Annotated in this window: 4 protein-coding genes; all 4 read right to left on the bottom strand. The window is 67.8% G+C overall.

Annotation, left to right across the window (positions count from 1 at the left end; translation table 11 throughout):
- Positions 1-11: 11 nt before the first annotated feature.
- Positions 12-554, bottom strand: a complete 543-nt coding sequence (locus Q0741_RS11470; RefSeq protein WP_298233336.1) for a hypothetical protein — start codon at positions 552-554, stop codon at positions 12-14.
- A 5-nt stretch (positions 555-559) separates the two neighbouring features.
- Positions 560-2,122, bottom strand: a complete 1,563-nt coding sequence (locus Q0741_RS11465; protein ID WP_298233335.1) for an IS66 family transposase — start codon at positions 2,120-2,122, stop codon at positions 560-562.
- Positions 2,123-2,196: 74 nt separating this feature from the next.
- Positions 2,197-2,541, bottom strand: coding sequence for an IS66 family insertion sequence element accessory protein TnpB (gene tnpB, locus Q0741_RS11460; RefSeq protein WP_298233334.1), 345 nt, complete (start codon positions 2,539-2,541; stop codon positions 2,197-2,199).
- Positions 2,538-2,963, bottom strand: a complete 426-nt coding sequence (locus tag Q0741_RS11455) for a transposase (RefSeq protein WP_298233333.1) — start codon at positions 2,961-2,963, stop codon at positions 2,538-2,540. Before Q0741_RS11455 ends, tnpB begins: the two co-directional genes overlap by 4 nt.
- Between the last annotated feature and the right edge of the window lie 194 nt (positions 2,964-3,157).

The raw sequence follows: 3,157 nt of genomic DNA, 5'->3' as shown, positions 1-3,157 counted from the left end.
CCCCCAGCAGATCAATCTGCCGGAAAGTCTACCCCTCTACTTGGCAGAGTAGTGCAAGATGCTGTCGCGGATCCCACGAAGGCGACGCACTCCACGAGGTTGAGGGCGGCCAGCAGCAAGGATTTCTCTTCGTCGGTGCGCACGGCCAGCAGATCGTGGTCGCCGAGGTAGCCGTAGACGAAGGCGAGCAGGTAGCGCTCGGGATGCTCGTCGCAGAACTGCTGGACGACCTTGGCCACCAACTCGCCCGGCAAGCCCTCGTTGAAGCGTGCACGCGCCGTCAAGCGCTGCATGCACGTCTCCTGCACGGCCTCGGTGATCACCGGCCACTGGTGGCCGCTGAGCTTCATCGCCTGGAACGTGACCAGCAGGATGTGCAGTGGCACCTCCAGCTGCACCATGCCGACCCCCATGCGAGGCAGCACCAGGATCGAGGCGAGCATGTTGGGCTGCTTGGCGAAGATCTCGTCGGCCAGGCTGACCTTCTGTGCCTGGCCCATGCGCCTGACGTCGATGTCGGCCTGTACCATCACCGACTGCGTGATCACGCCCATCGTTCTCAGCCTGAGCGCCAACGGTGCGGCAGCAGTTCATCGAGCCGGTGGCTCGGGTGCGAGTGGATGCGCGAGAGCACGTCGCGAAGGTAGGCCCACGGGTCCAGCCCATTGAGCCGTGCCGACTGCACCAGGCTCATCACCACCGCCGCGCGTTGTCCGGCCAGCGTACTGCTCGCGAACAGCCAGTTTTTCGCGCCGACCTTCCAGGGCTTGACCTGGCGCTCGATCAAGTTGTTGTCCACCGCTACCGCGCCATCGTCCAGGTGCAGCGTCAGTGCCTTCCAGGCGTTGAGGCTGTAGTCGATCGCCCCTGCGATCTTGCCCCCGTCGAGCACCTGCGTGCGCTGCAGCTTGAGCCAGACCTCGAACTCCTCCCACAGCGGCTTGCTCAGCGCCTGCCGTGCCTGCCGGCGCTCGTCCTGGCTCATCTCGGCGAAGGCCGCCTCGGCGTGGTAGATCCGAGCCCAGCGCCGCAGCGCCTCGGTGGCCACCGCACTGGCACTGCTGCCGCCGCGGCTGAGTTCCTCGAAGCGCCGCCGCGCATGCGCGGCACACGCCGCCGACTTGCGTTGCGGGTAGAGCTTGGCGTCCAGCACGGCGTTGTAGGCCGCGTACTGGTCGGTGATCAAGGTGCCGCTCCACGCCGGCTCAGCTGCTGGCGGCCCCTTGCCGCCGAGGAAGGCCACCGGGTACTGCGACCCTCTGCCCAGGCAGAACTCGTAGATCACGCCCGGATGCGCGTCATGGTGGCTGCGCGCCCAGGCCCAGACGTAGGCCTTCTTCGTCTTGCCGGCGCCCGGGTCCAGCAGCGGCACCGGCGTTTCGTCGGCATGCAGCACCCGGCAGCCCAGGATGAAGCGCCGCTGCAACTCGTACAAGGGCTCCAGCGCCGCCCCGCCGGCGCCGCCCCAGGCGGCCAGCGTGGAGCGCGGTGTGTGCACGCCCGAGCGCGCGTTGATGGGCTCCTGCCGGTAGTACGGCAGGTGGTCGACGAAGCGGCCAATCAGCGTGTGCGCCACCAGTCCGCTGGCCTTGCAGGCCCACTTGCCGTAGATGTGCCGGTGCACGAAGAACCTGGCCGGGATGATGTCCAGCTTCTCGCTCACGTCCTCGCCGATGCGTTGCATGGGCCGGCCGCATTCCGGGTTGGGGCAGTTGGTGCTCTCGGGCTCGTGGCGGTGCTCGACGCGCTCCAGATGCTCGGGCAGCTTCTCGCGGCGCGGCTTGCGCGGCGGCGCCTTCGCTGTCTTGGGTGCCTCGGGCAGTCCGCGCTGCAGTTCGGCCAGCTTCGCCTTCAGGCTGGCCTCGTCCTCGACCATGGTCTCGGCGAACAACAGCCGCTGCGATGCCGTCATCGCCTCGGTCCTGGCATCGAACTTCCAGCGGCGCAGCCGTGCGAGCTCGAAGTTGAGCTTGTCGATCCTCACATCCCGCCAGGCGATCTCGCGGTCGCGGTGGGCCAGTTCCTGGGCATGAGCCTGGGCCTGCTGCTGCAACCGTGCGATCAACGCGGCCACCTCGGCCGGCAGGCTCGTCAGATCGATGGCGGCAGCTTCATCGGGCATGCCCAGCATGGTGCCGCGTCGAGCAGCGCAGCGCCATCGGCACTTGCGCTGTTGTCAACGCCCGCGCCAACCGCTCAGCAGCGTCGGATGGTGCTGAGCTCGCCCAGGCGCTGCCAGGGCAGCCCCAGCGTCAGCGCCTCGAACTGCTGGGCGCTGAGCTGCAAGGCCGGCGCCGCCGAGCCTGGCTCGCGGGTGTGCCAGACGAAGCGACCAGTGTGCAGCCGACGCGTGGCACACCACACGCCGAAGCCGTCGTGAACGAGAAGTTTCAGGCGGCTGGCCCGCGCATTGGCGAAGACATAGCCGTGGTGCGCCTGGGCCTCGCCGAGCGTGTTGACGACCACCGCCAGCAGCCGGTCAGCGCCGGCGCGCATGTCATGTGGTTGGCTGCACAACCACAGTGCGTCGATGCGGATCATTCCTTGAGGGCCGCGGCGGCCAGTTCCTGCAGCCAGGCGGCGCACGATGCGGCATGCGTCACCGGCCAGCGCACGCACAGCAGCGTGCCGCCGCGGGTGAGCTCGACGTGGATGTCCGAGGTACTGCCGGTCGTGGCTTCGTCGGCGGCAGGGGCTGCAGACTCGAACTCGACAGGGATGAACTGCACCGGTGCAGCGGCCGGCTCACCGGCGGCGGGCAGTGCGCGGGTCGCGGTGGTCCTCGGCGCGGGCAGCCCGGTGCGCTTGATGCCACGACCAACCAGCCACTTGCGCAAGAGATTGACGTTCAGGCCGTGGGCCAGCGCGATGGCCGCCACGGATGCGCCGGGCTGCTCGCACTCGGCCAGAACCTGTGCCTTGAACTCGGCGCCATGTACACGCCTCTGGGATTTGGGTTGCATAGGTGCCCACCTGTTCGAATTGGTGGGCACCATCGTCACGAGCACTTTCGCGCCATTCAAGATGGAGCGGCTGGACGCTCACCCTCAAGCGGTGGAAGTTCGGTGCCAGCACCGAGGCGATGACGGCGCAGCAGCGTGCGCTCCCGAGTTCGACAGTTTGTGGCCTGAAAAGCTGATTTCCGAAGGACGAGACC

This window comes from uncultured Azohydromonas sp., from assembly GCF_937926365.1.
Classification (GTDB): Bacteria; Pseudomonadota; Gammaproteobacteria; order Burkholderiales; family Burkholderiaceae_C; genus Azohydromonas.
The sequence above is the reverse complement of the archived record's forward strand: the minus strand, read 5'-3'. Positions and strand labels throughout refer to the sequence as shown.